Origin of the sequence: Luteimonas sp. 9C (assembly GCF_902506295.1) — a bacterium.
GTDB lineage: Bacteria > Pseudomonadota > Gammaproteobacteria > Xanthomonadales > Xanthomonadaceae > Luteimonas.
Map to the genome: position 1 here is coordinate 275,850 of NZ_LR733313.1, position 26,118 is coordinate 301,967.

At 66.9% G+C, this 26,118-nt stretch carries 19 protein-coding genes and 1 pseudogene; 11 read left to right on the top strand and 9 right to left on the bottom strand.

Annotation, left to right across the window (positions count from 1 at the left end):
* Positions 1-73 precede the first annotated feature (73 nt).
* From CURTO8I2_RS14330 to CURTO8I2_RS14345, 4 genes and pseudogenes are all read right to left on the bottom strand, one after another.
* Positions 74-256, bottom strand: a pseudogene (locus CURTO8I2_RS14330) (integrase core domain-containing protein); the annotation flags it as partial.
* Positions 257-336: 80 nt separating this feature from the next.
* Complete coding sequence (locus CURTO8I2_RS14335) at positions 337-669, bottom strand: ribonuclease E inhibitor RraB (protein ID WP_159681923.1); 333 nt, start codon at positions 667-669, stop codon at positions 337-339.
* A 393-nt stretch (positions 670-1,062) separates the two neighbouring features.
* Positions 1,063-2,625, bottom strand: a complete 1,563-nt coding sequence (locus CURTO8I2_RS14340; protein WP_159681924.1) for a hypothetical protein — start codon at positions 2,623-2,625, stop codon at positions 1,063-1,065.
* Positions 2,626-2,750: 125 nt separating this feature from the next.
* Positions 2,751-6,509 carry a methylmalonyl-CoA mutase family protein gene (locus CURTO8I2_RS14345; protein ID WP_159681925.1) on the bottom strand — a complete coding sequence of 1,253 codons (3,759 nt, stop codon included), beginning with the start codon at positions 6,507-6,509 and terminating at the stop codon, positions 2,751-2,753.
* A gap of 204 nt (positions 6,510-6,713) precedes the next feature.
* Between CURTO8I2_RS14345 and CURTO8I2_RS14350 the strand changes: the two genes are divergently transcribed.
* The gene (locus CURTO8I2_RS14350; RefSeq protein ID WP_159681926.1) at positions 6,714-6,908 is read left to right on the top strand and encodes a hypothetical protein; all 195 of its coding nucleotides are present in this window, start codon (positions 6,714-6,716) and stop codon (positions 6,906-6,908) included.
* A 112-nt stretch (positions 6,909-7,020) separates the two neighbouring features.
* On the opposite strand, the gene CURTO8I2_RS14355 is transcribed toward CURTO8I2_RS14350, so the two are convergent.
* The gene (locus tag CURTO8I2_RS14355; RefSeq protein WP_159681927.1) at positions 7,021-9,090 is read right to left on the bottom strand and encodes a C1 family peptidase; all 2,070 of its coding nucleotides are present in this window, start codon (positions 9,088-9,090) and stop codon (positions 7,021-7,023) included.
* A 208-nt stretch (positions 9,091-9,298) separates the two neighbouring features.
* Between CURTO8I2_RS14355 and CURTO8I2_RS14360 the strand changes: the two genes are divergently transcribed.
* The 3 genes from CURTO8I2_RS14360 to CURTO8I2_RS14370 all read left to right on the top strand — a co-directional run bounded on the left by CURTO8I2_RS14360 (position 9,299) and on the right by CURTO8I2_RS14370 (position 13,322).
* Complete coding sequence (locus tag CURTO8I2_RS14360; protein ID WP_159681928.1) at positions 9,299-10,861, top strand: phospholipase D family protein; 1,563 nt, start codon at positions 9,299-9,301, stop codon at positions 10,859-10,861.
* Positions 10,862-11,326: 465 nt separating this feature from the next.
* Positions 11,327-12,427, top strand: a complete 1,101-nt coding sequence (locus CURTO8I2_RS14365) for a Glu/Leu/Phe/Val dehydrogenase dimerization domain-containing protein (protein ID WP_159681929.1) — start codon at positions 11,327-11,329, stop codon at positions 12,425-12,427.
* A 172-nt stretch (positions 12,428-12,599) separates the two neighbouring features.
* A complete protein-coding gene (locus CURTO8I2_RS14370) occupies positions 12,600-13,322 on the top strand; it encodes a carbonic anhydrase family protein (protein ID WP_159681930.1) in 723 nt (240 codons plus the stop codon).
* Positions 13,323-13,476: 154 nt separating this feature from the next.
* On the opposite strand, the gene CURTO8I2_RS14375 is transcribed toward CURTO8I2_RS14370, so the two are convergent.
* Complete coding sequence (locus CURTO8I2_RS14375; protein ID WP_159681931.1) at positions 13,477-16,314, bottom strand: S8 family serine peptidase; 2,838 nt, start codon at positions 16,312-16,314, stop codon at positions 13,477-13,479.
* A 173-nt stretch (positions 16,315-16,487) separates the two neighbouring features.
* On the opposite strand from CURTO8I2_RS14375, the gene CURTO8I2_RS14380 reads away from it, so the two are divergent.
* From CURTO8I2_RS14380 to CURTO8I2_RS14405, 6 genes are all read left to right on the top strand, one after another.
* Complete coding sequence (locus tag CURTO8I2_RS14380) at positions 16,488-17,663, top strand: thiolase family protein (protein ID WP_159681932.1); 1,176 nt, start codon at positions 16,488-16,490, stop codon at positions 17,661-17,663.
* A 126-nt stretch (positions 17,664-17,789) separates the two neighbouring features.
* Positions 17,790-18,125 (top strand): hypothetical protein, encoded by a 336-nt coding sequence (locus tag CURTO8I2_RS14385; protein WP_159681933.1) that lies wholly within the window; start codon positions 17,790-17,792, stop codon positions 18,123-18,125.
* A gap of 204 nt (positions 18,126-18,329) precedes the next feature.
* Positions 18,330-18,689, top strand: a complete 360-nt coding sequence (locus CURTO8I2_RS14390) for a hypothetical protein (protein WP_159681934.1) — start codon at positions 18,330-18,332, stop codon at positions 18,687-18,689.
* Between the two features lie 539 nt (positions 18,690-19,228).
* Positions 19,229-19,807 carry a polymer-forming cytoskeletal protein gene (locus CURTO8I2_RS14395; RefSeq protein ID WP_159681935.1) on the top strand — a complete coding sequence of 193 codons (579 nt, stop codon included), beginning with the start codon at positions 19,229-19,231 and terminating at the stop codon, positions 19,805-19,807.
* A complete protein-coding gene (locus CURTO8I2_RS14400) occupies positions 19,804-20,214 on the top strand; it encodes a hypothetical protein (protein WP_159682137.1) in 411 nt (136 codons plus the stop codon). The genes CURTO8I2_RS14395 and CURTO8I2_RS14400 overlap by 4 nt, the downstream gene beginning before the upstream one ends.
* Positions 20,215-20,532: 318 nt before the next feature.
* Positions 20,533-20,832, top strand: a complete 300-nt coding sequence (locus CURTO8I2_RS14405; protein ID WP_159681936.1) for a hypothetical protein — start codon at positions 20,533-20,535, stop codon at positions 20,830-20,832.
* A 16-nt stretch (positions 20,833-20,848) separates the two neighbouring features.
* On the opposite strand, the gene CURTO8I2_RS14410 is transcribed toward CURTO8I2_RS14405, so the two are convergent.
* Genes CURTO8I2_RS14410 through CURTO8I2_RS14420 form a run of 3 tightly spaced genes read right to left on the bottom strand, consistent with a single transcriptional unit; the run spans position 20,849 to position 23,200 of the window.
* Positions 20,849-21,091, bottom strand: coding sequence for a DUF6587 family protein (locus tag CURTO8I2_RS14410; protein ID WP_159681937.1), 243 nt, complete (start codon positions 21,089-21,091; stop codon positions 20,849-20,851).
* Positions 21,092-21,101: 10 nt separating this feature from the next.
* Positions 21,102-22,958, bottom strand: coding sequence for a ferrous iron transporter B (locus CURTO8I2_RS14415; protein WP_159681938.1), 1,857 nt, complete (start codon positions 22,956-22,958; stop codon positions 21,102-21,104).
* Positions 22,955-23,200, bottom strand: a complete 246-nt coding sequence (locus CURTO8I2_RS14420; RefSeq protein ID WP_159681939.1) for a FeoA family protein — start codon at positions 23,198-23,200, stop codon at positions 22,955-22,957. Before CURTO8I2_RS14420 ends, CURTO8I2_RS14415 begins: the two co-directional genes overlap by 4 nt.
* A 292-nt stretch (positions 23,201-23,492) precedes the next feature.
* Between CURTO8I2_RS14420 and CURTO8I2_RS14425 the strand changes: the two genes are divergently transcribed.
* Positions 23,493-26,069, top strand: coding sequence for a bifunctional diguanylate cyclase/phosphodiesterase (locus CURTO8I2_RS14425; RefSeq protein ID WP_201295564.1), 2,577 nt, complete (start codon positions 23,493-23,495; stop codon positions 26,067-26,069).
* Positions 26,070-26,118 lie beyond the last annotated feature (49 nt).

Sequence of the window (26,118 nt, forward strand, 5' to 3'; positions counted from 1 at the left end):
CCACATGATGGTGTCTCATTTTCTCTCTGGAACAGGGCAGACTAGACAAACCCTGAACCCGTAAGCTCCACCGTCAAGCAGACACATCAAAAGTAGAACTTCGGGCGTGTTGGCGGCGGTACTCGACGGGCGTCGGCCCGCCGAGTGAGTCGCGGGGTCGTGCTTCGTTGTAGTCGATCATCCGCCAGTGGGTGGCTTCGCGGACGTCGTCGAGGCGGGCGAACAGATGTTGATCCAGCACTTCTTCGCAGTAGGTGGAGCGAAAAACGGTGCCAAGTTCACTTCTCTGATATCGGACCAGGTGAACACGGACACAAACGCGCACAGCCGGCACCCTCAGGCAGCGACCACGTTCATGCCATCGTAGTCGGCGATCTCGAACTGCTCGGCGATGGCGTAAAGCGCTTCAACCCGTGCCTGCAGCGATTCCGGGGTGTGCTGCTCCAGCTTGTCCACCTGCAGGTAGAAGAACGGATCCTCTTCGTCGACCGGCTCGGTGACGCCGACCACCGTATAGCCCAGCGACTCCATGTGCTGCGCCACCGGAAGCAGCGCATCGCCATCCTCGTCGACGAAGAAGAACGACCAGCGGCAGACCTCGTCGATGCTCCAGTCCTTGCCCGCCTCGATGTTCTTCTGCCGCGTGTCGGAGAAGAACGTCTGCATCATTTCCACTGTCATCATGAAACCGGGCACCGCGTGCTGGCGCCTGGATCTGGCGCAGAGCGAGTATCGGGCATCGGCTGCCGCCTGCCTACCGGGGACGTAACGGGTAACGGGGTCCACTTACAAGCTCGCGACCGCGTCAGGTTCAACATCCCTGCAAGCCCGGCAAACGAGGCTGACTCGCGACCGCGCGACTAAGTGAACCTGACCCTGAGGTTTCGCCTCCATCTTTCTCATGGACCAAAAGGACCAGAATGGGATGGAGACTATCTAGGGGGGGGGTTAATTCCCTCCGTCCCCTTTGATCTCTGCCGCCAGCCGTCCTCGATCAGATGGCGCTGGCGCCATGAAAACGTGGGGAAACCTTAGAACCTGACCCCGTTAGCCGTTATTCCTCTATCTCCCCTTATCTCTATTCTTTGGCCTAGCGAGCCCGTGAGCTCCGCGTCGAGCGCGCAAGTGATTACGGACTGCAGTCTGCACGAGCAACGGCAGATTCTTATCAATCTCATACCCTTCGGCCCCGGGAACTGACCTGCAAGAGAACCAATAGCGCCCGCCCTTGTCCACATTTCCCAACAGGGATCTTGAGTAAAGGAATTCTATAAGAGCGTCTACATCTAGCGTAGGCAAAACTTTGCGCAGACTATTACGCAGGTCAACGTATGAGATGTATTGCCTAACGCCTGAAAGAACATCGAATATATGATCTACCTCTAAAGAGGAGTAGGTCGCAGACATCTCATTACATACTTCCAAGTATAATGCAGCTTGATACTGCTCCTTAAGCCGCCTAACGTCCTGGTAGCCGAGTGGTATTGTATATTCGAAATCGTTAAGCGGAGAAAAGAAAACAATCAAATCCCGAGGCCTGAATAGAGTATGTTCAAGGATTTCTCGGAAAGTACTTTTGGACCTATTTTCCGGAACATAGGACACCAGTGACTTCCATGGATCATCCACTTGACATGGAATCCCTGCATACTTAAACGCGAAAGATATCCTTCGATTGATCATTTGCTTCAAGAAAATTTCGCTTTCCCCGGAGTCCTTCAGCTCGCGCTCTCGAATCCAAGAAATTCGATAACTATACGTATCGATAATTTTTGCGGTATCGGCAAAATCTTTTAACTGCAGAGCAATATCATCTCGAAGCAGCATAACGGCTTTTGCGCCCGTCCCTGCAAACGTATCAAGATTAAGAGATTTTAAAGTTCTAAGCAGCTCGACCACCGTTAGCTTTGATGCGTCGTCACCCACATAACCGAGATCGAGATCGTCAAAAAATAGGTAGAATGAGTTTTGATTTTCGCGCACATATCTGCTATTTAGCACGTCGCGGACCACCTCCTCCAAGTGCGGAAGAAGTCGCGAATAGTGCGCGCGCTCCTCTTTAATCTCTAAATTTTTCCCGTAGTGATTTTTTAGAAATCTTTTAAAAATGTCCGTCGACACTGTGAATTGGTGCTTTTTAATCTCGCTAACAACATTAGCGCGATTTATATCTATATACCCAGAATTCTTTCGGAGAAACTGCTCAAGCAAGTTAAACTTATTGCTCGATCTAGCCGCCTCATTATCCAGAAATAGTTTTATTACCTGCGTCAGTGCCAGCCATTTTACAAAGACGGAAGCATTGAATTCGACCCCAGCCTCCGCCGCGCCGCGAGTTATTAGCTCAATATCGTAGTCATGCCGCCTTACGAACTTTGCAAAAATGGTTGGGTGACTTTTCGAATGCTCGCACACAAAAGTTCCAAACGCGCTTTTGCCGGACCCCTTCCTGCCTATAAGAATGAACTTTTCGTGATCAAGCTGTTCGGCTATTCTCTGATAATCTTCGTAGACTTCAGATATCGGCATCCGTCGATTATCGGCCTCTCCTTCTGCCTCCGCGCAGCCCAAGAAAAGCTTGGGGATTTTTGCGCCACCTTTTGTAAAAATGCTTGACAAGCTCATGAAACCCCCCTAGTTCAATTCCTTTTCGGAGCCGTCGCTCAGTAGAACTTCGCGCGCCATCTGTCCTGATCGATGCGTTTTCACGCGTAAGTAGGCACTAGGCATTACGGCGTGCCAAACATTCATCACATATTCCTTCGATATTCCCCACCCACGTCATACAACGCATGGCTGATCTGTCCCAGGCTATGCGTCTTCACCGCTTCCATCAGCGCTTCGAACACATTGCGCCGTTCCCGCGCCGCGTTCTGAAGATACGCGAGACCATGCCCGTCGTGGACCATCGGCGCCTGCTCGTCGGCGTCGGCCTGATGGGCGTGTGAGGTCTCGCCCTTCGGCGCGAGGGCATTGCGGCCTTGCTGCCAGTTGCGGACGTTCTCGATCTGCTGGCCCTTCTCTTCTTCGGTGCTGCGAATCAGTTCGATCTCGGTGGCGATCTCGCCGGCGTGTTCCTTGGGCAGGAACATGTTCACGCCCACCAGGGGCAACGAGCCGTCGTGCTTCTTGTGCTCGTAGTACATGGACTCCTCCTGGATCTTGCCGCGCTGGTACATGGTGTCCATGGCGCCCAGCACGCCGCCGCGCTCGCTGATGGCTTCGAACTCCTTGTAGACGGCCTCCTCCACGATGTCGGTGAGGTAGTCGACGGCAAAGCTGCCCTGCCAGGGATTCTCGATGAAGTTGAGCCCCATTTCCTTGTTGATGATCATCTGGATGGCGACGGCGCGGCGCACGCTTTCTTCCGTGGGCGTGGTGATGGCTTCGTCGTAGGCGTTGGTGTGCAGGCTATTGCAGTTGTCGAACAGGGCGTAGAGCGCCTGCAGCGTGGTGCGGATGTCGTTGAACTGGATCTCCTGCGCGTGCAGGGACCGGCCGCTGGTCTGGATGTGGTACTTCATCATCTGGCTGCGTTCGTTGGCGCCGTAGCGCTCACGCATCGCTCTTGCCCAGATGCGGCGGGCGACGCGGCCGATGACGGTGTACTCGGGGTCCATGCCGTTGGAGAAGAAGAACGACAGGTTGGGCGCGAAGTCGTCCACACGCATCCCGCGCGCGAGGTAGTACTCGACGATGGTGAAGCCGTTGCTCAGGGTGAAAGCGAGCTGGCTGATCGGGTTCGCGCCGGCTTCGGCGATGTGATAGCCGGAGATGCTGACCGAGTAGAAATTGCGGACCTTGCGGTCGACGAAGTACTGCTGGATGTCGCCCATCATCCGCAGCGCGAACTCGGTGCTGAAGATGCAGGTGTTCTGGGCCTGGTCCTCTTTGAGGATGTCGGCCTGCACGGTGCCGCGCACGGTGGCGAGCGTGCGGGCCTTGATGTCGGCGTAGGTGTCGGCGTCCACCATCTGGTCGCCGGACACGCCCAGCAGGCTCAGGCCGAGGCCGTCATTGGTGGGCGGCAGTTCGCCGTGGTAACGCGGGCGCTCGCGGCCCTCGAAGAGCTTGGCGAGTTTGGCTTCGGCATCCTTCCAGCGGGCGTCGTCGGCTTTGAGGTACTTCTCGATCTGCTGGTCGATGGCGCAGTTCATGAACATCGCCAGGATCATCGGCGCGGGGCCGTTGATCGTCATCGACACCGACGTGGTGGGCGCGCACAGGTCGAAGCCGGAATAGAGCTTCTTCATGTCGTCGAGCGTGGGGATGTTGACGCCCGAGTTGCCGATCTTGCCGTAGATGTCCGGGCGCGGCGCCGGGTCTTCGCCGTACAGGGTGACGCTGTCGAAGGCGGTGGACAGGCGCGCGGCCGGCTGGCCGACGGACAGGTAATGGAAGCGGCGGTTGGTGCGCTCGGGCGTGCCCTCGCCCGCGAACATGCGGATCGGGTCTTCGCCGGTGCGGCGGTACGGGTATACGCCGCCGGTGTAGGGATAGCTGCCCGGCAGGTTTTCCTTGCCCAGGAAGGTCAGCAGCTCGCCCCAGCTCTTGTAGGTGGGCGCGGCGATCTTGGGAATCTTCTGGTGGCTCAGCGAATCGCGGTAGTTGTCGACCTTGATCGACTTGTCGCGCACCTGGTACTCGGTGAACTCGTCGGTGATCGACTTCAGGCGCTGCGGCCAGTCGCGCAGGAGTTTCAGCGATTCGCTGCTGAGGGCCTGGATGGCGTCGTTGTAGCGCTGGCGCAGGGTGAGGAGGGAGCGGTCGACCGCGCTGGACGCGACGACGCCGGCCTGCTCGGGTTCGGCGGGCACGGCCGGAGACGGGCTATCGACGACGGTGGCCATCCCCGCCCCCTCTCCCGGCGCGCGTTGCGCGCCGACCTCTCCCGCGGGGGGAGAGGTGAGCAACGCATCGGAGTGGTACAGGTCCAACGCCTTCGGCAGCTTGTCGTCGCCCAGTTCCTGCAGCGCCTGCCACATGGCCTGGGCGCGGTCGGCGGCTTCGGCCTGGCGCTCGATGTCGCTGTTGATGCGGCGGCCGGATTCGGCGATCTCGGCCAGATAGCGCACGCGCGCGCCTGGGATCAGCACGGTGGCGCGCGGTTCCTTGAGCGAGGTGTCGAGGTGGGGGCGGAAGTCGCAGTGGGGGGAAGAGAAAGAAAGGGGGTCAGAGTCACTTTTCCCCGCTGCGCCCTCGCCCGGTGCGGACTGATCGGGGGAAAAGTGACTCTGACCCCCTTTCTTCTTCCCGGCGCCGGTCTTCTCGCGCAGCAGGCGGCACAGGTTGTCGAACATCCAGGTCACGCCGGGATCGTTGAACTGGCTGGCGATGGTGGGATACACCGGCACGTCGGCATCGGCGGTCTGGAAGGCGACGCGGTTGCGCTTCCACTGCTTGCGGATGTCGCGCAGCGCGTCCTCGGCGCCGCGCTTGTCGTACTTGTTGAGCACGATCAGCTCGGCGTAATCGATCATGTCGATCTTCTCGAGCTGGCTGGCCGCGCCGTAATCGCTGGTCATGACGTACATCGGGAAATCGACCAGATCGACGATCTCCGAATCCGACTGGCCGATACCGGCGGTCTCCACGATGACGAGGTCGTAGGCGAGGCTCTTGAGAAAGCCGATGCAGTCCTTGAGCACCGCATTGGTGGCGACGTTCTGACGGCGTGTGGCCATCGAGCGCATGTAGACGCGGTGGCTGCGCAGCGAATTCATGCGGATGCGATCGCCGAGGAGCGCGCCGCCGCTGCGGCGACGCGTGGGATCGACCGAGATCACCGCGATGCGCATCTGCGGGAAGCTGGCGAGGAAGCGGTTAAGCAGTTCGTCGGTGACCGAGGACTTGCCCGCGCCGCCGGTGCCGGTGATGCCGATGACGGGCGTCTTGCCGCCGGCCAGCTGCCAGGTCTTGCGCAGCGTGCCGAGTTCGGCCTCGCTGATGCTGCCGTCTTCGAGCGCGGACAGCACGCGGCCCAGGCCGATTTCGTCGTCGATGTCGGGCGCGTGACCGGAGTCGTCACGGACGGCGGCATCGCGCGCGGATGCGGCGCGGTGGACGACGTCCTCGATCATTTCGACGAGGCCCATCTTCATGCCGTCGTTCGGGTGATAGATGCGCTCGACGCCGTAGCCCTGCAGCTCGCGGATCTCCTCGGGCGTGATCGTGCCGCCACCGCCGCCGAACACGCGGATATGGCCGGCGCCGCGTTCCTTGAGCATGTCGACCATGTACTTGAAGTACTCGACGTGCCCGCCCTGGTAGCTCGACAGCGCGATGCCGTCGGCGTCTTCCTGCAGCGCGGCGCGCACGACGTCCTCGACGCTGCGGTTGTGGCCGAGGTGGATGACCTCCGCGCCCTGCGACTGGATGAGCCGCCGCATGATGTTGATGGCCGCGTCGTGCCCGTCGAACAGGCTGGCGGCGGTGACGAAGCGCAGCGGCGAGGACTCTGGCTGACGGTCGGTGGCGGTGGAATCGATCTGGCTGGCCGGCGTGCTCATGGCGCGCTCCTGCGGGGGAAAAAGATGCGTCGATTGTAGCGGCGAGGCGCAGAGCTGTTTCGCCTGAAAATATGCTGCGGTGCGACAAACACGGGCGGTGTCGCACCCGGTGCGCGCATCGCGGGACTGGTCGCGGCGGTGGCCCTTGCCTGGTCTCCACAACGTGTGGCGCAGCCTGCAGGCCTGCCCGCCGGACCGCCGCCCATGACTCCACTCGACAAGCCGCTCAAGCGCGAAGTGCGCATCGGCGAGGACCTCTACTCGCTGACCCTCGATCCCGACGGCCTCAAGCTGGTGCCCAAGGGCAAGCGCAAGGGGCTGGCGCTGCGCTGGACCGATCTGGCCAGCGGCGATGCCGCGCTGGCGACTGCGCTGCAGGCATCGCTGGCGTCGCGCTGATCGCAGCGTCCGGCGCGGCACCGCTGGCCCGCATGGGCGGACAGCGCGCGGTTGCCCCGTCTCGGGCTCGGACCCGGCGAGGTCGCGCGCAAGGCGACCCCGCCAGGCGTGCTCAACGCTGCCCGGACGGGTCCAGCGCCTCGTGCAGGCGGGCGCGGCAATCGGCCAGTCCGGATTCCGAGCGGTGGATGCGCACCGGCGCCTGGGTGCTGCGCTGGCCGAGGATGCGGCACAGCGTGGCCTGCAGGGTGGCGGCGTCATCGTCGAACCCGCCGTGGCTCGTCGCCGCGCTGCCATCGGTGTCGCGGGCGGGGTCGCCCTGTACCGGCGCCTGGATCCAGTCGAGCGTGCCGGCCGCCAGCAGATCGCGGAGGGCGCCGTTGGATTCGATGAAACGCGCCATGCCCAACAGCGGCGTGCCGTGGCGGTCTTCGGGGCGCACCCAGCTGCGGGCGCGTGCCTCGAATGCGTGGGCAACGAGGTAGAGCAGCGACTTGTTGTAGACGCGGGCGACGTGGTCATCCTGCTCGGCGCGATCGCTCAGCGTGAACAGCCCGGCGCGGGCGATGGCACCACTGGCCAGCGCGGGCGCGAAGCTCTGCTCGAACAGCGCCAGGGTCATCGCCGGCGCCCACAGGTTGAGGCTGGCGATGCGCTGGCCGATGCCCTGCATGCCGGCAGCCGGGCCCGCGGTGACGGGGCCGTCGGTGGTCAGCAGTTGCGCCAGCGGCGCGAGCAGGATCGAACCGGCGCTGTGGCCGACGAGATGCAGTTCGACGGTGGGATCGGCCTGCCTCCATTCGCCGAGCAGGCGTGCGACCTGCGCGGCGCCGCCGGCTTCGGTGAGCCGGTCGCCGTTGCGGATGACGGCGGTCGTCGCGAGCAACGCGTTCTCCTTCATCTCGCTCCACATCGCCTTGCCGCCGAGCGCGCGTGCCAGCGGCTCGATGGTGTCGTCGATGCGGTCGAGCAGCACGCTCTTGGCCTTGTCCATCAGGCCCTCGCTGCGCGGGCGCACGGCGTCGCGCAGGATGTTGCCGAGCGTGCTCCAGAAGTCGGTCTTCCAGATGAAGCACAGCGGATAGATCTGCTGCGGCAGCATCAGTTCGCGCAGATCGGCGACGCGCTGGATCGCGGCCTGTTCCGGCACGAGGCCGCCATGGGCATAGAGCATCACGCGCTTCGTCGGCCAGTCCTGCGTGATGCGCGGCAGGTCCTGGCGCACGAGGTTGCGCACCGCCTCCTGGCTGGTGCCGAAGCGGCCGCCGGTGCGCAGGCGCCCGTCGTTGCCGAGACTGACGATATGCGGGCGCAGGTCGGCCTGCGAGTAGCCGTTCGACTGCCGCGCCAGTGCCGAGTTGCTGGCGGCCACGGCCTGCACGCGCTGCAGGTGCACCGGCACGGCGAGCCGCGCCACCCAGACGTCGGTGCCGCGCTGCAGCCACTCGTCGTAACTGATCCAGCCGAAGCCGCGCTTGCCCCAGCGCGTGCCCCAGGAATTCTGGATCCAGAACCCGCCCTGGTCGTAGCCGACGATGGCGAAGGCGTGATAGCCGGCGACCGGCTGTTCGCGCCAATCGATGACGCCCGACTTCGGCGGCGCCATCCAGCCGGCATGGACGGCGGCGGATGCATAGAGCACGCCGACTTCCGCGAACGCGGCGTGCATCGCCACCAGATCCTTGTGGTTGACGCGGTAATAGGCGCCGAGCGGATGTGCCTGCGCGGCGCGGGCGCGTTCCTCGGTATAGACCTCGTCCAGCGGACCTGTGGTGTCGGGCCAGCAGTCCTCGGCGCACACGCCGTGGCGGTGCCAGCCCTTCATCGCGCCGCGGCAGCTGGACCCGTCGTAGTCCTCGCCTTCCCACTCGTCGTAGCGGCGGGCCATGTCGTAGAACATGCGGGTGCTGATGCGCTGCGTGACTGGGTCGGGTCGCCGTCGGCGCAGCAGCGTGTGCGCCACCGTCGCCAGGCCGTAGGCGGTGCACGCCCCCTCCTCGCCCTGGTCGAGCACCGGCACGCGCAGCGCGACGAAGTGCGCCAGCGGCATCTCGCTGGGCACGTCGACCAGCGTGGGTTCGAACATGCGGTCGCGGAAATCCGCGGTGTCGGGGCGCGCGTCCAGCAGTCGCCGGTCCGCTGCCGTGCGCGCGGTGCTGCGCGTGGTCTTCCTGGTCGCCATGAAGCCTCCGTGGTCCGCCTATCGAACGCGCCCGGGCCTGCCGGACGGACAGCGACGGATCCCCCCGCCGCAGTGTGCAACGGATCCATGACCGTCGCGCTGGCGGCGAGCCTGCGCGCCGGCGGTCGCAGGCGCCGCGACCCTAAGTGCGAAGGCGCGCGCGCCGCGCATCTGCGATGCTTGTGCGGATGACCACCGGCCTGCGCCCATGAAGACACGCGTCAAGAGACTGATCGGCTGGGGCCTGTTCACGCTGCTGGTGATGGCGGTGAGCAGCATCTTCGTGGCCGACCACCTGCTGCCGCCGGCCAGCGGCCGGCCCAGCCAGACGCTGCCGCTGTCCGATACCGCCACGTCGCTGGACCGCGAACTGGTGCCGCTGCTGGCGCGCCACCCGGGCAAGACCGGCGCGATCATGCTGCCCGATGGCGTGGACGCCTACGCCGCGCGTGCGATCTCCGCGCGCCAGGCCGGGCGCAGCCTCGATCTTCAGTACTACATCTGGCACGACGACCTGACCGGCCGGATGCTCGCCAACGAAGCCTGGAAGGCCGCCGAGCGCGGCGTGCGCGTGCGCATCCTGCTCGACGACATGGGCATCGGGAAGATGGACGCCACGCTGCTGGCGATGGACTCGCACGAGAACATCGAGCTGCGCGTCTACAACCCGTTCCGCAACCGCACCGGCGTGATGCGTGTGCTGGAAATGGTGCAGCGCGCGTGGGGCGTGAACCACCGCATGCACAACAAGGCGTGGATCGCCGATGGCCGCGTGGCGGTGGTCGGCGGGCGCAACGTGGGCGTGGAGTACTTCAGCGCGGCCGAGGAGTTCAACTTCCACGATCTGGACATGGTGCTGTTCGGACCGGCGGTGGCCGATGCCAGCGCAATCTTCGACGACTTCTGGAACAGCGAGGCGGCGATTCCGATCGAGGCGCTGAACCGCAAGCCCCGGTCCACGATCCGCGCGGTGCTGGCGCAGATCCAGGAGGAAGCGGGCAGCGAGGAAGCGGGCCGGTATCTGGATGCGATGGAGCTGTCGCCCAGCGTACGCGGCTACTTCTCGCAGGCGCTGACGCCGATCTGGAGCGAGCACATCCAGATCCTCTCCGACCCGCCGATCAAGTGGCGCGGCGACAATCGCGAGGACTGGCTGGTGGAACGTCTGGTCGGCGACATCGTGGCGGCCGACCGCTCCGCGCTGCTGATCTCGCCCTACTTCGTCCCCGGCGAGCAGGGCACCAGCGGGCTGGTCCATCTGGCGGGCCGCGGCGTGCACGTGGCGGTGGTGACGAATTCGCTGGCGGCCAACGACGTGGTCGCGGTACACGGCGGCTACGTGCGGTATCGCACGACGCTCCTCGAAGGCGGCGTCCACCTGTTCGAAGCCCGCAGCCGCGCGGAGACCAAGGCGGCCAGCAGCCTGTTCGGCAGCAGCGGCGCCAGCCTGCACACCAAGGCGATCCTGGTCGACGGCCAGCGCGGGTTCGTGGGCTCGTTCAACCTCGATCCGCGCTCGGCCAACCTCAACACCGAAATGGGCGTGCTGTTCAACGACCCCGCGCTGGGCGCGGCGCTGTTCGAGGAGTACCGGCACCTGACCGGCCCGGGCATGAGCTACTGGGTCTATCTCAATGGCGAAGGCGACACCCGCTGGCTCGACCGCGCCCGGGATCCGCCGGCGCCGCTGAAGGTGGAACCCGACAGCACGCGCCTGCAGCGCGTGGGCGCGAACGTGGTGCGCTGGCTGCCGGTGGAATCGCAGCTTTGAGCTGAGGCGTTCCTGCTCTCGAGGGTTGAAGCGGCCTGCTTGCACTGCCGCCGTGCGCATCGATCGAACAACCGGCGCGGCACCGGGCCGACGCATTGGGTGGAAGCGCACGGTGCGACGGTGCAGCGCTCGAACCAGACGACCGCAATGGGCCGTGTCGCTCGGGGGCGCCCGGCATCGCCGGGAGGCCGTTCCCGGGCGAACCGCGGAGCGGCTGAAGTGGGCCAGCGCCCGGATACCTGGCAGGCCGCGCAGTTCCGAAATCCCCCAACCACCTGATCCTGAAGCCCTTTCGACCCGGCAGTTGCATCTTCAACCAATTCCCCGGACAGGGGCGTAAAATGCCGCGGTCACCCTACCCAGCGGCCCTGCCGGACCCCTCCGGTCGCCTCGACCGACCCGCACAGCCCCCACGCCGCCTTCTGCCACCAGACGTCGGGCTTATCGCCCGTGACGGAGTTTTGAATGATTTTCGAGCACCTCGACACCTACGGCCACGAGCAGGTCGTGTTCTGCCACAACAAGGACGTGGGTCTGAAGGCGATCATCGCGATCCACAACACCGTGCTGGGTCCGGCGCTGGGCGGCACCCGCATGTGGCCGTACGACTCCGAGCAGGATGCGCTCAACGACGTGCTGCGCCTGTCGCGCGGCATGACCTACAAGAACGCGGTCGCCGGCCTGAATCTCGGCGGCGGCAAGGCCGTGATCATCGGTGACCCGGCGGCCGACAAGTCGGAAGGCCTGTTCCGCGCGTTCGGCCAGTGCGTCGAATCGCTGGGCGGCCGCTACATCACCGCCGAGGACGTCGGCATCGACGTCAACGACATGGAACTGGTCTACCGCGAGACGCAGTTCGTCACCGGCGTGCACCAGGTGCACGGCGGCTCGGGCGATCCGTCGCCGTTCACCGCCTACGGCACCATGCAGGGCCTGCTGGCCGCGCTGAACCGCAAGTTCGGCAACGAGGACGTGGGCAACTACAGCTACGCCGTGCAGGGCCTGGGCCACGTCGGCATCGAGTTCGTGAAGCTGCTGGCCGAGCGCGGCGCCAAGGTGTTCGTCACCGACATCAACAAGGACCGCGTGGCACGCGCGGTGGACGAGTACGGCGCCGAGGCCGTGGGGCTGGACGAGATTTACGACGTCAACGCCGACGTCTATTCGCCGTGCGCGCTCGGCGGCACGGTCAACGAAAAGACGCTGCCGCGCCTGAAAGCCAAGATCATCTGCGGCGCGGCGAACAACCAGCTGGCCAACAACGCGATCGGCGACGAAGTGGAGAAGCGCGGCATCCTCTACGCGCCGGACTACGCGGTCAACGCGGGCGGCGTGATGAACATCTCGCTGGAAATCGACGGCTACAACCGCGAGCGCGCGATGCGCATGATGCGCACGATCTACCACAACCTCACGCGCATCTTCGAGATCTCCGACCGCGACGGCGTGCCGACCTACATGGCCGCCGACCGCCTCGCCGAGGAGCGCATCGAGACCATGGGCAAGCTCAAGCTGCCGCTGGGCCGGGCCCAGCCCCGCTTCCAGGGCCGTGTGCGCGGCGGCTGATCCACCCGCCCGACGCTGTCACGAAAACGCCACCTCCGGGTGGCGTTGTGCGTTGCAGCGCTCGCGTTGCTTGCCGGATCTGGCGGTTTCGCGCGAGGCATCCGCCGCACGGGGACTGCAGCGGTAGGCTGGCGCGTCGACGTCGCACGACGTCACCCATCCGGAGAGTTCCATGCTGCGTTCGTCCCGTTCCCGCGTACTTGTCGTCGCCATGGCCGCATTGCTCGCGCCGACGCTCGCGTTCGCCCAGCAGTACGACTACGAGCGACAGGAGACGTGGCAGTACCCCGCGTCCCTGGGCCAGTCCCCGATCGATATCCAGCGGACCGCGGCGAGCGAAGGCGACATGGAGGAAGCGCAGGCGATCGAACTGCGTGACACCGAAGCCGCACTGCGGGTCGTCGACAACGGGCATTCGGTCGAAGTGGAAGCGCACGGTCCGGACGCGCTGATCCGCGGACGTCATTTCGAACTGATGCAGTTCCATTTCCACGCCGCCAGCGAACATACGATCGACGGCGAATCGTTTCCGCTCGAAGGCCATTTCGTGTTCAAGGCGAAGGACGGCCGCCTCGCCGTGGTCGGCGTGATGTATCGCGAAGGCGATGCCAACACCCTTGCCGGCGAAGTGCTGGACGCACTGGGCGATGCACGCGAAGGCGAGATCGAACGTGAGGACATCGCCATCATGCTGCCGCGCGACAAGAGCTATCACCACTATCTGGGCTCACTCACCACGCCGCCGCTGACCGAGAACGTCGAGTGGTACGTGCTCGACACCCCGGTGACGCTGTCGCCCGCGCAGATCGCCGGCTTCAACGCCCGCTACAGCCACAACAACCGCAAGGTCCAGCCGCTCAACGAGCGCCCGTTGATCCATTACGCGGCGCATTGAGTGCGGGATCGACCAGGCGGCCTCGCTTCTCGCGCAGCACTTCTCCCGGCGGGCGCGGTGCTGCAGACCGCCAAGTGTGCTGCGGAATTCCAGATCACCGCATTCGCGAAAGAACGGCCACCCGAGGGTGGCCGCTTTTTCGACGCAGTGACGCTCAGAAGCCGACCGCGACCTGCATCGATGCCATCCGGTCATTGCCACGCGGACCGAAGCGCTGGTCGACGCCCAGCAGCATGCGTGCGCGCGGTGTCAGCCAGGATTCGAAACCGACCCCCAGCAGTCCGCCCGATCGTTCGGGCGCGAAGCCTGCGATCGGCGCCCAGCTGTCGATGCCGGTGAAGCTTGCCTGCAGATCGAATCCGCGCGACGAGAGTGTGTGCTGCCACTCGCCATAGCCGTGCAGCGAGAACCCGGGGGCATCCCAGCGTGCGCGCAGGCCGGCGATGGCCTGGCTGCGTGCGACATCCCAGCCTGCACTGCGCAGCGCGAACCCGTCGCCGCCACGCTCGTCGAATCCGTCGCTGCGCAGGCGCACCTGTTCCGCGCCGACATAGGGGCCGAACGCCGTCGCGCCCAAGCGCCACTGGTGCCCCGCTTCGACCGCGGCCTGGGTGTAGCGGCCGGCGTAGCGCGCGGACACGCCCTGCCGGCCGGCACCGGCGAACAACTGGCGCTGCACGTCGCGGTCGTACCGCCCGCTGCCGAGCTGGGCCATGACGTAGCTGTTGCCGATGCTGCGCGCCAGATACGCCTGTGCCTGCGTCTGCCGGTCGCGATTGCGGTCCCCGCCGGCTGCGGCGATCCCGTCGCCACGCAATTCACCGAACGCGAAGCCGGCGACGAGTCCCTCGCCGAGCAGATGGTCGCGTCCGATGCTCCAGCCATCGACGCTGAAGCCGTCGCGCGCGAAGCCGCCATTGCCGCCCTGCCCCAGCGCAGTCTTCCACACGCCGGCCGCCGCATCGCGCGCCGCCAATGCGCCCACGCGGGACGCGATCGCACGACGCCCCATGTCGACGTTGTCGAACGTCGCCGTCAGCGCTGCCGCATGCTGCGCACCCGACAGGCTCTCGAGCGCGGCGACCGCTGCCGCCTCGCTCTGGATGCGCTGGAGCTCGCCGGCGAAGCGGATGAATCCATCGGCGATGGGACCGTCGGCCACCGAAGTCTGTCCATCGATCTGCTCGAAGGCCCCTTCGACACGCGTCGCGGCGCCCAGGGACTGCGCGGTGATGGCCGAGAACGACGCCGCGGCGGCCGTCACGTTGAGGCGGATCACGTCGATCCAGGCGAGATTCGTGTCGTAGCGGAGATTGCCTTCGAGAAACACACCGGGGCCGCTGGTCAGACTGCCGAAGACGCCGCTGATGCCGCCGGCGGCCTCGATGACATTCTCGCGGCGCTGGGTCGTATAGCCACTGATGACGCCGGTGACCTGCAGCTCACCGGCCAGACTGGCGGTGCCGCTCACCTGCAGCGGCGCGCCCATCTGCCATGCCAGGCGGCCGCCGGTCCCCTGCTGGAAATTGCCGGCGATCGTGCGGGCGGGCGTGTTGCCGGTCACCGCGAACGTGCCGTTGTTGACCAGATTGCCGCCCACGCGCACACCGGCGAACTGCAGCACCGCGCCGGAGGCAACTGTCGCCGGCCCGGGAATCGCTGAAGCGAACGCGAGCGTGCCGCCCTCGGCCCGTGTCGCGCCGCCGTAGGTGGACGTGCCCGTCACCTGCAGCGTACCGGCGCCGCGCTTGATCAATCCGCCTGCGCCGCGGATGTCGTTGGCCCATGTCGAGCTGCCGCTGCCGATGTTGGCGGTGACATCGCCCCAGTCGAACTTCGCCGGCCCAAGGACGGCCTTGCCGACATTGAGTGCGCCGTAGCCGAACACCGGATCGACCCCCGGCGCGCCGATGTCGGTCGCGGTCCCGAGCAGGGTCTGCCGCACGAGATCGTTGTCGAAATACGGGAACGCTTCCCAGACCAGCGCCGCCGCGCCCGAGACCAGCGGCGCAGCCAGCGAGGTGCCGCTGTAGCGGAAGTAGGTCGGCGCGTTCGGTGCATCGTTGGTACCGGTGACGATGACCGTGCCCGGCGCGGCCAGGCAGTAGCGCATCGCGATGCCGCACGCGTTCGAGTAGCTCGCGAGCGTCGTCGTGCTGTTCTCCGCCAGCGCCGAGACGGTCAGCCAGCCGCGTTCCAGATCGGCGGCGGGCAGACTGCCGCCGGGGCCGCGCTGGCTCGGCAATGCGGCGAGGTCGGAAGGATCCGGACGACTCGAGTTGCCGGACGCGAACACCACCAGTCCGCCGTGGTTGATCACGAACGGCCGGTACTCGCCGGCGATCGCGCCCGCGGCGGCATCGCCGGTCAGATACAGGCCGCCCCAGGAGTTGTTCATGACCCGCACGTCGCGACGGATCAGGTCGGCATGGATCGCTTCCACGCCGATCCGCCCGGTCACGGGATTGCCGTTTCCGGTGCCGTCATCGACCGGCGGCTTGTCGTTGATGATGCGCGCCGACACGATCTCCGCGTTCTGGGCCACGCCGCCCGGCCAGGTGCCGAACGGCTGGCCGGCCGCCGTCTGGGCGATCGCGGTGCCGTGCCCGTCCGCATCGTCCACCGACAGATCGTTGCCGGATCCGACATAGGTCAGATTGGCCACCACACGGCCGCGCAGCGCGGGATGGTTGCGGTTGACGCCGCTGTCGAGGAACCCGATGCGGACGCCGCGGCCGGTGAACCCGGCTTCCTGGGCCGCGATGGCATTGGTATCGACCAGATGGCGGCTGTAGGCGGGATTGGGCGGTTGGACGACCGTCGGCGGTGGCGACGTGGGTGGCGGCGCGAGCGGTGGTGGCGGCGTCGGCATCACCAGACCCCCGCCAGACCCGCCGCCGCCGCAGCCCGCAAGGACCGTCCCCAGCGCGCAGGCCAGCAGCGTGCAAGGCAATGCATGCGCGCCGCCGCGCACGATCTTCGCTCTCGACATCATGTCTTCCCTCTTGGATGCGGACGCGCCGCGTCCGCCTGTACCCCTGTCGCCGCATCTATACCCGCAATCGCCGGACCGTGCCATCGGGCGTTGGCCCGTACCGCACATCGAGGCCCCGGGTGCGATAATCGACGGACTGTGCAGTTCACCCAATTGGAGTCACCTCCCCCATGACTGACATCGTCATCGTCGGCGCCAAGCGCACCGCCATCGGTTCCATGCTCGGCCAGTTCACCGGCGTTCCCACGACGACCCTCGGCGCGACCGCGATCACCGCGGCGCTCGAGCACGCCGGCGTGTCGCCCGATCTCATCGACGAAGCCATCATCGGCTGCGTGCTGCCGGCCGGTCTGGGCCAGGCGCCGGCGCGCCAGGCATCACGCGCGGCGGGCATTCCCGACAAGGCCGGTTGCGTGACCATCAACAAGGTCTGCGGCTCGGGCATGCAGGCGGTGATGTTCGGCCACGACCTCATCAAGGCCGGCACCGCGAAGTTCGTCGTCGCCGGTGGCATGGAGTCGATGACCAATGCGCCGCACCTGCTCAACGGCTCGCGCACCGGCATCCGCTACGGCAGCGCCGAGATGCTCGACCACATGGCGTGGGACGGCCTGACCAACCCTGACGACGGCAAGTCGATGGGCGTGTTCGGCGATGTCGCCAGCCACAAGTACGGCTTCAGCCGCGAAGACCTCGATGCCTACGCCGTCGAAAGCGCCACGCGCGCCAAGCACGCGATCGAATCCGGCGCATTCAAGGACGAGATCGCCCCGGTGACGGTCGCCTCGCGCAAGGGCGAGGTGTCCTACGACACCGACGAGCAGCCCGGCCGCATCCAGACCGACAAGATCCCGACCCTGCGCGCGGCGTTCGGCAAGGACGGCGTACTGACCGCTGCCAGCTCTTCGAGCATTTCCGACGGCGCCGCGGCGCTGGTGCTGACCTCGGCCGAGAGCGCGACCGCCCACGGCCTCAAGCCGCTGGCCCGGATCGTCGCCCACGCCCGCCATTCGCACGAGCCGGAGTGGTTCACCACGGCCCCGGTCACGGCGATCCGCAACGTGCTCGACAAGGCCGGATGGTCGATCGGCGACGTCGACCTGTTTGAGGTCAACGAGGCGTTCGCGAACGTCGCGATGGCGCCGATGAAGGATCTGGGCATCCCCCACGACCGTTTGAACGTGAATGGGGGCGCACTGGCGCTCGGTCATCCGATCGGCGCGAGCGGCGCGCGGCTCATCGTCACGCTGATCCACGCACTCAAGGCACGTGGCCTGAAACGCGGTGTGGCCACGCTTTGCATCGGGGGTGGCGAAGCGACGGCAATTGCCGTGGAAATGGCGTGAACTTCGGATAACGTGTTTTTTACGAAAATACCACGCACGTCCCGCTTGACAGCCGTCAGAGGCTTGTCATCATGTCGGCGGCGCGCATTAAGCGCGTTGCCCAAACTTTCAGACGAGGAAGACACAATGACGATCAACAAGGCTCTGCTTGCCCTGGCTCTGGGTATGGCTCTGGCTGCTTGCAGCAACGCCGACCAGGCCAACAGCTCGGCTGAAGGCGCTGCTGACGCAGCTGCCGACGCGCAGGCTGCTGCCAACGAAGCGCAGGATCCGGCCGTTGCCGGCACCGCGCAGGCTGCTGCTGACGACGCCGCTGCTGCTGCCGACGCCGCTGCCGACGCTGCTGCCCAGGCTGGTGCCGCCGGTACCGACGCTGCCGCCGAGCACGCTGCTGACGCCGCTGACCACGCAGAGACCAAGGCCGAAGACGCCGCGGACGCTGCTGAAGAAGTGACGCCGTAATTTGCTTCGATGGCCTTGCGCCATCGTGAGTGGATTCGAAGGCCGCCGGGTTTCCCGGCGGCCTTTTTTAATGCGCCAGGTTCTGGTCGCCACGACAGGAGAACGCTGGATGCACCTGCGCCCGGCCAACGTCCGCGCTTTTTCGCGATCCTCACACGCGCGCATTCAATCTTCGCCGTCCTCAACGCTCACAGGAGACACGACATGCGTTTCAAGCCGATGACCGCAATCGCCGCCGCATCCCTGCTGGCGCTGGCCGCCTGCAGCAACTCCAACGACGCGGAGCGCGAGCGCGCCGAAGCCGCTGCTGCCACCGAGAGCGCGGGCCAGGCGATTTCCGATGCCGCGTCTGCCACGGCCGATGCCGCCCGCGCCACCGCCGATGCAGCCGGCCAGGAAACCCGCGAGGCTGTCCAGGAAGCCGAGGTCGCCGCGCAGGACGCCGCGCGCCGGGCCGACATTGCGGCCGACGAAGCCGCCCGTGCTACCGGCCAGGCGACCCAGGACGCTGGCCAGGCCATCGAGAATGCCGGCGAGCGCGTGGAAGAAAGCGCCGACCGCTGATCGCGTCATCTGATCGACCACAAAGCCCGCCCCATGGCGGGCTTTCTGTTGGGCGTGAGCGCGGCGATCCAACGACCCGACGAAACGTTGGCGAACGCGGACCCGCGCGGCCGTGCTGCAGAACGGCCGGCGTCGCTACGGCGCGCACGCCCAGTGCGCAGGCTCTGCACCCACGCGGCGGCGCTGTCCATCTGCAAGTCTGTCTGGAAGACGCACATTCGCCGCCCCGTTTGCGCACTGCGTCGTCAGCACATCCAACGCCCGACGGGGCGCCGGCCCGCGCAGCGACGTGTCCGTCCGATCGCGAGACCGGGACAGGCTGCGTCGCTGCCATGTCCGAAGCTCGACATCTCGCGTAACGCTTCTTGAACATGCGGCAAGTCCTTGCCGTGTCTCGAATCCGCTCCGGCGGTCACAGTTGGATGCCGGCGGTTGCGTGCTAGGCTCGGTGTCCGCGTTTGCCCCATCGCGGCGGCGTGGAAATCCCCTGTTCGAGCGGTCCCTTCCGCTCTCCTGTCATTTCCGAGGTAACGCGCGACATGGCCATTTTCCAGCAGTCCGGCACCGCCAAGAAAGACACCCCCTCGTTTGGCGCCGACGCTCCCCCGCCGCCCGCACCGGCGCGTGACACGCCGACGCCCGCGATCGCCGATTTCCAGACCGCGACTCCGCCCGCGTCCGCTGCGACCACGCCTGCGCCGGCTGCCTCGCCCGCGCCGCGTCCTGCGACGCCGACCGCCAAGGAATCGATCATCGCGGCCGACCTCACCATCGAGGGCAAGATCGAGGGTACCGGCGACGTTCGGATCGCCGGCCGCTTCAAGGGCGACGTCAACGTACAGGGCAACCTGACCATCGAACACGGCGCCAAGCTCAATGGCGGCGTGCGTGCCCAGCAGGTGCTGGTGTCCGGCGAGCTGGAGGGCAATATCGAATCGGCCTCGCTGGTCGAGCTGCGCGACTCGGCAGTGCTCACCGGTGATCTCAAGGCGGGCTCGCTGACAGTCGCGTCCGGCTCGAAGATCCGGGGCCATATCGAATGCGGCTGGGGCGACGTCAAACCGGCCGTTGCGGGCAATGCCAAGGACAAGGCCGCCAACGACAAGTCCAGCGACTGACCGTGAGCAGTCGCCCGGGCGCGGCAGGTGCCACGCGCACCTGCCCGCACTGCAGAACCCTGATCCTGGAGAGCGCGTTGCGCTGTCCGGCGTGCCAGCATTCGCTCAAGATCGATGCCGCGCCCGGCTCGCCGATCGTGGCGCGCAACACGGTCAAGCGTGAGGACACCACCACCGCGCTGCAGGTCGAGGGGTGCATCCGGCATCCTTCGGAAGGCGGCGCGTGGGAATATTCCGTCGTGCTGGTGATCCGCGACGAAGACGGCAAGGAACTCAATCGCCAGGTCGTTGGTGTCGGTGCATTGCTGGTGGGTGACGAACGCACTTTCAGTCTGGCGGTGGAAGTCACACCGACCAGCGATGTCCGCCGACCCACACGGTCGCCCCTGAGCCGGGGACGTCACTAGCGCCTCCGGTTCGACACCGCGCAATGACGCGCGCCGCTAAGACAAGGATGCCCGATGCGTTTTTCCACCCACTCCGTTTCTTCCGTCTGCCTGCTCGCAGTTGCGTCCGCACTTGCCGCCTGCGCGCCTTCTGCGCCTTCAACCGACGCATCGGTCGAGTCATCGACCCGTGCAGACCGTGCCGCGTCGACCAGGGCTGCTGCCGAGACGTCGTCGACCGGATCGACTGTCGCGCCCACATATGACGCACCGTGCGCCTCTCTCGAAAACGGCACCGCGCGCGCTGCAGATACGCCGCCCCGCTCGCATGCATTCGCGTTGCGCGCCGACATCCGCGCCTGCGTGCACCTGCGCGCGCAGTCGGAGGGCGGTCGCCGCAGCGCGGTCTTCAATCACTATCGCCCCAACGTCCGCTTCCTCGGCACGGATGGCGAGGCCGTGGCGACGGCGCTGTGTGCGTTGCGATTCGATGCGGAAGGCCCGGTCGAGCCGGGCAGCACGGTCGCCGCGCACCTGAAATGCGAGGCGCCGGTTGCACTCGAAGACGGGAGCGCGTTCGTGCTGGTCGAAGGAGGTCGCGATGTCGGCGGTGGCGTAGTGGTGCTGCCGCCCGCCTGAGAACCCAGCCGGCCGCTCAGCGCCTGGGCGGGCCGCAGCTGTCGCAACCGCCGCATGTGTTCGCCGCGATCGGCACCGGTGCGATGCGCCGGCCCACTGCGCGTATCCACGCCGGCCGACCGTCGCGCAGCAGCGGCAACGCGAACGCGATGCGCAGCCGTCGCGCCGCATTCGGCGCCTGCTGCTTCAGTACGACCCACGCGCTGAGCAGCACGGCCAGCGCGACGACGATGTACTGCAGGAACAGCCCGGCGGTCATCGTCGTCCGCTCAGCCTGCGCCCAGCGCGCGGGCGACCTGGTAGGTCACCAGCGATGCGAGATACGCCAGTGCGAACAGATAACCGGCGTTGATCGCCATCAGTCGCCACGAACCCGTTTCGCGCTTGATCGTCGCCCAGGTGGAGAGACACTGCGGCGCATAGATGAACCACACGAGCAGCGACAGACCCGTCGCGAGTGACCAGCCGTCGCTGATGATCGGGGTGAGCGCCTGCGCGGCGGCGGTGTCGTCCGCGGCCGACAGGGCGTAGACGGTGGCCAGCGATGCGACCGCGACCTCGCGCGCGGCGAGTCCCGGAATCAATGCGATGCAGATCTGCCAGTTGAATCCCAGCGGCGCGAACAGCACGGCCAGCGCGTGGCCGATCCGGCCACCGAAGCTGTACTGGATCGCAGCACCCGTCGCGCCGTCGGGCGGCGCCGGATACGACAGCAGGAACCACAGCAGCACCGTCAGCGCGAGGATGATGCCGCCCACGCGCTTGAGGAAAATCATCGCGCGTTCCTTGAGCCCGATCGCGAGGTCGCGCGGGTGCGGCATGCGGTACGAAGGGAGCTCGAGCAGCAGCGCATGTTCGCGCGTGTCGCGGCGCCACTTCTTCATCACGTACGACACCGCCAGCGCACTGAGAATACCGGCCGCATACAGCGCGAACAGCACCAGTCCCTGCAGGTTCAACGCGCCCCAGACCTGTTGCTGCGGGATGAACGCGCCGATCAGCAGCGCGTACACCGGCAGACGCGCCGAGCAGGTCATCAGCGGCGCGACCATGATCGTCGCCAGCCGGTCGCGGGGATCCTGGATCGAACGCGTCGCCATGATGCCGGGGATCGCGCAGGCGAAGCTCGACAGCAGCGGGATGAAGGAACGCCCCGACAGCCCCGCGCCCTTCATCACCCGGTCCAGCAGGAAGGCCGCGCGCGGCAGATATCCCGACTCTTCGAGCGCCAGGATGAAGAGGAACAGGATCAGGATCTGTGGCAGGAACACGATCACGCCGCCGAGGCCGGCGATGATGCCGTCGGCCAGCAGGCTGGTCAGCGGACCCGGCGGCAGCGTCGTCGAGACCCACGCGCCGAGCGCGGACGTGCCGGCATCGATCAGGTCCATCACCGGCGCAGCCCACGCGTACACCGCCTGGAAAATCAGGAACATGATCGTCGCCAGCGCCAGCAGACCGAACACCGGATGCAGCAGCCAGCGGTCGAGCGCGTCGTCGATGCGCGCGGTGGGACGCGGCATCGTCACCGCGCCCGCGAGCAGCGCACGCGTTTCGGCATGCAGGTCACCATCGGCACTGGCTGCGGGCGGCACGTGCGGATGCGCCGCAATCTCGGCCAGCCGGGCAAGCAGCGCCTGCGCGCCGTCGCGCCGGATCGCCACGGTCTCGACCACGGGCACGCCGAGCTTGGCCTCCAGTGCCGCGCGATCGATGACGATGCCGCGGCGCTGGGCGGCGTCGGCCATGTTCAACGCCACCACCATCGGGACGCCGAGCGTGCGCAGCTCCAGCACGAAGCGCAGGTGCAGCCGCAGGTTGGTCGCATCGACCACGCACACCAGCACGTCGGGGGCAGGCTCGCCGGGATAGAACCCGCGGCACAGGTCACGGGTGATCGCCTCGTCCAGGCTCGCCGGCTGCAGGCTGTAGGCTCCGGGCAGATCCAGCAGCGCCCAGCCCTCCCCGTTGGGCCCGTGCATGCGCCCTTCCTTGCGTTCCACGGTCACGCCGGCGTAGTTGGCGACCTTCTGCCGGCTGCCGGTGAGCAGGTTGAACAGCGCCGTCTTGCCCGCATTGGGGCTGCCGACCAAGGCGAAACGGGGCGTTGCGATCGCAGTGCTCATGCGGCCGGCGCCAGGCAGACCCGCACGCGCGCGGCCTCGCTGCGGCGCAGTGCGAAGCGGGTATAGCCCACCTGCACCAGCAGGGGATCGCCGCCGAACGGGCCCGCCGCCATCACTTCCACCGCCTCGCCGGGCACGAAACCCAGCTCTCCGAGCCGCCGCGCGATGGGATCGACAGCGCCGACCGCCTCGATGTCTTCGACGAGGGCGGGCGTACGACGTGGCAACTGGCTGAGGTTCACGGGGCGATCTGGTATCGAGAATGGTTCGCAATTCTACGCCCCACGGGCGTGCGGTGGCGGGATGTGCGCCGAGGCGTTGCGGATCCAGTGCGTTCCAACGGTGCCCCGGCCGATGCGCGGTGGCCGATCGGTCCGGGATCGGCCGTTCTCTGCACGACATGGACTCCCACGACATCCGGTTGGGCGAGACGCGCGCGTCGGACCGGGCGTTCCCTGTCTGGACGCCGTCACGCGACAGCGCTAAAACGGAGGCCACTCCTCCCGGTTTCGGACAGGCGCTGGCGCCGCGTACATGACGCACCCATCGGGCTCGGGTACCACCGCACTGCTGGAGCGCCAGGCGCAAGCGCTGGCGCTGCCCGACGCGCTCTCCCTGGCCGCGGACGATTCCGACCTGCCGGCCGACGTACGCGCCCTGCTCGCCCGGGCACGCGATGCGCTGGCGGCGACGCGCGCAGAGGCCGACGCCGCGGCGTTGCGGTATCACGCCCTGTTCGACGCCGTGCCCGACCCGGTCAGCATCCTCGACGCGGGGGGCATCGTGCTCGACCTCAACCGCGCCGGCGAGCAGGCCTACGGCCGGCCGCGCACGGACATCGTCGGCCAGCCGATCGAGGTGCTGAATCCGGATCTCCCGCGCGACCATCTCGCCCCGGTCTGGGACGCGGTCAACCGCGGCCGCACCTACGTCATCGAAGTCACCAACATGCGCGGCGACGGCTCGCGCTTCCCGGTCGAGGTACACACCGCAGGCTTCGAACACGACGGCCAGCCCTGCCTCGTCGCGGTGGCACGCGATCTGAGCGAGCGCCGCGAGGCCGAGGTGCGCTATCGCGAACTGATGGACGTCATGGACCGGGGCATCGCGATCCACGACGTCGCCGGCCGCTTCGTCTACGGCAATCCGGCGGCCCTGCGCCTGCTCGGCATCCGCCAGGGCACCTCGCTCGGCGACACGTCCAACCTCGGTGACTGGGTCGCGATCGGGCCCGACGGCAACGAGATGCCGTGGGATGCGCTGCCGCCGGTGCGGGCGCTGCGCGACGGCCGCATCGTCGAGAGCACGCTGGTGGGTCTCTACCACCGCATGCGCCGCGAGCTGTACTGGCTGACGGTCACCGCGGTGCCGCAATACCCGCCGGGCGGTGATCGGCCGCACCAGGTGCTGTCGCTGTTCTCCGACGTCAGTGCGCTCAAGCGCGACAGCGCGATGTTCGACCGGGTGCAGGCGCTGGCGCACATCGGGGGCTGGGAACTCGACTGCGCCACCGACCGGCTGTACCTGACCGCCGAGGCGGCGCAGATCCTCGATCGCGCACAGCCTCCCGCGACGATGGAAGCGCTGGTCGCGCTGCTGCTGCCGGCCGACCGCGGCCGGTTGCGCGACGCGCTCGGCGCGGCCCTGCTCGACGCGGCCGGCTTCGATCTCGAACTGCAGGGCGTGCGCAGCGACGGCAGCACGTTCTGGGTGCGCGCGATCGGCGGCCCGCGCCAGGGCGATCCAGCGACCTCCCGGCTGACCGGCACGCTGCAGGACATCGCCCGCGACAAGCACGACGAGGCGATCCTGCGGGCGCAGGCGCGCACCGATCCGCTGACCGGCCTGCTCAACCGCGATGCGATCCTGTGCGAGCTGGAAGCGCGGATGGCCGACCCCGCCCGTGCGGGCGTGGCCGTGCTGTACATCGATCTCGACCGGTTCAAGTTCGTCAACGACGCCCTGGGGCACGGCGCCGGCGACGAACTGCTGATCGCGGCCGCGCATCGCATCCGCCAGGCCGTCGGAGCGGCGGGCCACATTGCGCGCTTCGGCGGCGACGAGTTCCTGGTGATCTGCGATGCCGGCGCCGGCGCCAGCCATGCCGAACGGGTGGCGAATGCCATCCTCGACGGATTCGGCGACGGGTTCCGCTTCGACAAGGAGGAGTTCTCGATCACCGCCAGCATCGGGATCGCGCGTGCACCCGAGGACGGCGACCGGCCGCAGACGCTGATCCAGAACGCCGACGCCGCGATGTACGAGAGCAAGCGGCGCATCCGCAACGGCTGGCAGCTGTTCACCCCGGCGCTGGCGCAGAGCCAGCAGGACCGGCTGCGGGTGGAGACGCACCTGCGCCGCGCGATCGACAACGACGAGTTCCATCTCGTCTACCAGCCGCAGGTCGACCTGCGCAGCCGGCGCGTGATCGCCGCCGAAGCGCTGATCCGCTGGCGCAACCGGCAACTGGGCGAGATGCGGCCCGATCATTTCATCGACCATGCCGAGAGCACCGGCGACATCGTCCGTATCGGCGCCTGGGTGTTGCGCGAGGCCTGCCGCCAGACCGCGGCATGGCGCGATGCCGGGCTGGGCATCGTGCGCGTGGCGGTGAACGTGTCCTACCGGCAGTTCCTCGGCGACGAACTCGCCGCCAACGTCCGCGCCGTGCTCGCCGAGTTCGCCTTGCCGGGCAGCGCACTGGAACTCGAATTCACCGAACGGGTGCTGATCGAGGACGCCCCCGACACCGTGCGCACGTTCGCCGCGCTGCGCGACATGGGCGTGCTGCTGAGCATCGACGATTTCGGCGAGGGCTACAGCGGCCTGAACTATCTACGGCGGCTCCCGATCCACGGGCTCAAGCTCAGCCAGCTGTTCGTCGGCGGCGTGCCCGGCGACCGCTCCGACGTCGCCGTCTGCCAGGCCGTCGCTGGCATCGCCCGGAGTCTGGGCCTGGGGCTGGTGGCCGAAGGCGTGGAGTCGGAAGCGCAGCGGCGGTTCCTGCTGGATCTGGGAGTGCCGGTCGGCCAGGGCTTCCTGTTCGCGCCGGGCCTGTCGCCCGACGAATTCGCGCGACACCTGCAGGGCGGGCCGGGCCCAACGGTCTGAACGCGCGCGCCGGCGCGCGGGGCCGGCCGGTTAAACTGCGGGTTTTCCG

What these genes read in the sequence shown, in the direction of transcription:
- CURTO8I2_RS14345 (WP_159681925.1), bottom strand. Translation starts at nt 6,509, where the DNA reads ATGAGCACGCCGGCCAGCCAGATCGATTCCACCGCCACCGACCGTCAG.
- CURTO8I2_RS14415 (WP_159681938.1), bottom strand. Translation starts at nt 22,958, where the DNA reads ATGAGCACTGCGATCGCAACGCCCCGTTTCGCCTTGGTCGGCAGCCCC.
- CURTO8I2_RS14380 (WP_159681932.1), top strand. Translation starts at nt 16,488, where the DNA reads ATGACTGACATCGTCATCGTCGGCGCCAAGCGCACCGCCATCGGTTCC.
- CURTO8I2_RS14335 (WP_159681923.1), bottom strand. Translation starts at nt 669, where the DNA reads ATGATGCAGACGTTCTTCTCCGACACGCGGCAGAAGAACATCGAGGCG.
- CURTO8I2_RS14395 (WP_159681935.1), top strand. Translation starts at nt 19,229, where the DNA reads ATGGCCATTTTCCAGCAGTCCGGCACCGCCAAGAAAGACACCCCCTCG.
- CURTO8I2_RS14370 (WP_159681930.1), top strand. Translation starts at nt 12,600, where the DNA reads ATGCTGCGTTCGTCCCGTTCCCGCGTACTTGTCGTCGCCATGGCCGCA.
- CURTO8I2_RS14365 (WP_159681929.1), top strand. Translation starts at nt 11,327, where the DNA reads ATGATTTTCGAGCACCTCGACACCTACGGCCACGAGCAGGTCGTGTTC.
- CURTO8I2_RS14375 (WP_159681931.1), bottom strand. Translation starts at nt 16,314, where the DNA reads ATGTCGAGAGCGAAGATCGTGCGCGGCGGCGCGCATGCATTGCCTTGC.
- CURTO8I2_RS14390 (WP_159681934.1), top strand. Translation starts at nt 18,330, where the DNA reads ATGCGTTTCAAGCCGATGACCGCAATCGCCGCCGCATCCCTGCTGGCG.
- CURTO8I2_RS14385 (WP_159681933.1), top strand. Translation starts at nt 17,790, where the DNA reads ATGACGATCAACAAGGCTCTGCTTGCCCTGGCTCTGGGTATGGCTCTG.
- CURTO8I2_RS14410 (WP_159681937.1), bottom strand. Translation starts at nt 21,091, where the DNA reads ATGACCGCCGGGCTGTTCCTGCAGTACATCGTCGTCGCGCTGGCCGTG.
- CURTO8I2_RS14355 (WP_159681927.1), bottom strand. Translation starts at nt 9,090, where the DNA reads ATGGCGACCAGGAAGACCACGCGCAGCACCGCGCGCACGGCAGCGGAC.
- CURTO8I2_RS14425 (WP_201295564.1), top strand. Translation starts at nt 23,493, where the DNA reads ATGACGCACCCATCGGGCTCGGGTACCACCGCACTGCTGGAGCGCCAG.
- CURTO8I2_RS14340 (WP_159681924.1), bottom strand. Translation starts at nt 2,625, where the DNA reads ATGAGCTTGTCAAGCATTTTTACAAAAGGTGGCGCAAAAATCCCCAAG.
- CURTO8I2_RS14350 (WP_159681926.1), top strand. Translation starts at nt 6,714, where the DNA reads ATGACTCCACTCGACAAGCCGCTCAAGCGCGAAGTGCGCATCGGCGAG.
- CURTO8I2_RS14360 (WP_159681928.1), top strand. Translation starts at nt 9,299, where the DNA reads ATGAAGACACGCGTCAAGAGACTGATCGGCTGGGGCCTGTTCACGCTG.